Below are 2,364 nucleotides of genomic sequence, written 5' to 3'. Positions count from 1 at the left end.
CGCGGGTACGGTACCGAGGCGACCCGCGCCGTCGTCGCGCATGCCTTCGACGTGATGGGCGTGCACCGCATCAGCCTGGAAGTCTACGCGTTCAATCCGCGGGCGCAGCGCGTCTACGAGAAGTGCGGGTTCCGGGTCGAAGGGCGCTTGCGGGACGCGCTGCTGTGGAACGGTGAGTGGATTGATGCCGTTGTGATGGGCATGCTGTCGACCGATCCCAGGTAGTGAGGTACGGACCACCGGAGCCCTCCCTGTCCGCTGCTCCAGCAGGCCCGAGCCACCCCAGTCAGTCCCGGATTCTTACGGCCGTTTCCCGCAGATAGAGGTCCACCCGGGTGTAGGCGTCGCGCGTGAGCGCCTTCCATAGCTCGAGCGCCAGCCTGGTGTCTTCAGACTCCAACGTCGCTATGGCATCAGCGGTGAGCACTTTCACCGTTACCTTGCCGGTGGCTTTCACCGTTGTTTCCTGCCGGTCGTCGCTGCCGAGGGCGAGTTCTCCGAAAGTCATCCCCGCGCTCAACGTCGTGAGTTTCACCCGGTCTCCGGTGGGCCCGACTACGGACGTATTGACCGATCCGGACAGGATGAAGAAGACCCCGCCGAAGGACTGGCCGATACGGCGGATCAGATCGCCGTCCTTGTAGGTTCGGTCTTCCATCCGGTCGGCGAGCTTCTGCACATCGTCGCGGCTGAGCGGGCTGAGAGCGGGGCATTGGAAGATGTCCACGCGGCTGGGCAGCTCGAGCTCACCACCGTAGGTCTGGATGAGCCGGTTCTCGCACCACTCGACGGCCATGGTCCGCGTATCGAAGGTTGGGACCTCCCGATCAACGTCACGGAAGGCCTCGGCGAGGGTGCCTTCCGCATCGATCAGAACCAGTTCCCTTCCCTCGGCCACCAGGTTCTCGCGGACTTCAGCGAGGAGGCGCAGGGATACATCCGCCACCTCGTCCACCCGCCGCAGATCCAGAATGACGAGCTCCACTTCGTCGGTCAGCGTGCTGAGTTCGCGAACCATCGATTCCGTACCGGCGAAGAGCAGGTCTCCGTTCAGCTCCACCACACGGGCGCGGTGACCGTGGTCCCGCAGCACATCCATCGCCTCATCGTCGCGCCGGATGCCGGAGGGTGCGGCCGAGATGTCGTAGGTGGACCGGATTGCTGACTTGCCGACCCGGGCAGCGCGGACGAAGTGCAGCTCCATGTCCTGGGAGAGGCGCTGGCTGGCCGCCATGCCTCGAACGCTGCTGCCGTGTTCGTCCAGCGGCGGGGAATAGACAGCCAGCCCCACCTGGCCGGGCAGCACGGAAATCATTCCTCCACCGACTCCGCTCTTACCGGGCATGCCAACGGTACTGATCCACGAACCGGCGTCGTCATACATTCCACAGGTGGTCATGACCGAAAGAACGCGCTCCACCGGCACGATGTCCAGTACCTGCTTGTCGGTCAGGGGATTGCGTCCGCTGTTCGCGAGCGTAGCGGCCATGAGCGAAAGATCCAGGCAGTTCACCAGTACCGAGCACTGACGGAAATAGTCCTCGATCACCGGTGTCGGATCGTCCTCGATGATGTCGAAGGACCTCAGCAGGTGTGCCAACGCACGGTTCCTGTGCCCATGCTGCAACTCGGACGAAAAGATCCCCTCGTCAATCGATAGCTGCCTTCCGGCGAAGTCGGAATAGGTATTGACGATGCGCTTGATCCTGGTGTTCCCCCCGGAGCCCTTGATCAACGACGTCGCCGTGAGCGCCCCGGCATTGATCATGGCGTTTGCGGGGCGTCCCGTCCCTTCAGCCAGTGAGATCTCGTTGAAGGAATCGCCGGACGGTTCAACGTCAACCTTCTCGTCCACCGCGTCCAACCCGAGGTCGGACAGGGCCAGCCCATAGGTGAACGGCTTCGAGATGGACTGGATGCTGAACTCTTCCCGCGTGTCACCTACCTCGTAGATGTATCCGTCGACCGTCGTGAGGCAGATGCCGAAGTTGTCCGGATCGACATTCGCCATCGCGGGGATGGTGCTGTAGGGCTTGCCGTCCTTCAGCTCCGAAATCTCCCGGTGGATCCGTGCAAGATAGCCTTCGATCGGAGATTCCATAGGACAACCCTAGGGTGCGGCGGCGCCGGAGGTGAATCCGGCGCATCTCAGCGCTTGCGGCCGCCGTCGATGATGAGTGAGAGCGCGATACCGAGCATCCACACGTCCTTGGCGACGGGCGTGCCCTCCTGGGTGGGACGGACGTCGTCGTCCTGGGTCATTCCCGGCGTGCGGAAGTACATGGCGAGCAGGCCGCCCGAGAAGGCGGCGAGGCCAAGGCCTACCAGCCGGCTCGGAATGAAGGGAGCCAGGAGGGCGGCGCC

At 63.6% G+C, this 2,364-nt stretch carries 2 protein-coding genes and 1 pseudogene; 1 reads left to right on the top strand and 2 read right to left on the bottom strand.

Translation table 11 applies throughout. The features are described 5' to 3' along the window. Window positions 1-225: GNAT family protein (locus RIF85_RS15695; protein ID WP_309072831.1), on the top strand; the 225-nt coding region annotated here is incomplete at its 5' end. Between the two features lie 61 nt (window positions 226-286). Here the strand turns inward: RIF85_RS15695 and glsA are convergent. Beyond that, window positions 287-2,101: a glutaminase A gene (gene glsA / locus RIF85_RS15690; protein ID WP_309072830.1), complete on the bottom strand. Its 1,815-nt coding sequence runs from the start codon at window positions 2,099-2,101 to the stop codon at window positions 287-289. Between the two features lie 47 nt (window positions 2,102-2,148). Continuing rightward, window positions 2,149-2,364 (bottom strand): annotated as a pseudogene (locus tag RIF85_RS15685) (hypothetical protein); the annotation flags it as partial.

Source organism: Arthrobacter sp., from assembly GCF_031179385.1.
GTDB lineage: Bacteria > Actinomycetota > Actinomycetes > Actinomycetales > Micrococcaceae > Arthrobacter_D.
Note: the sequence above shows the minus strand (reverse complement) of the source record. Positions and strands in the feature narration are given on the sequence as shown.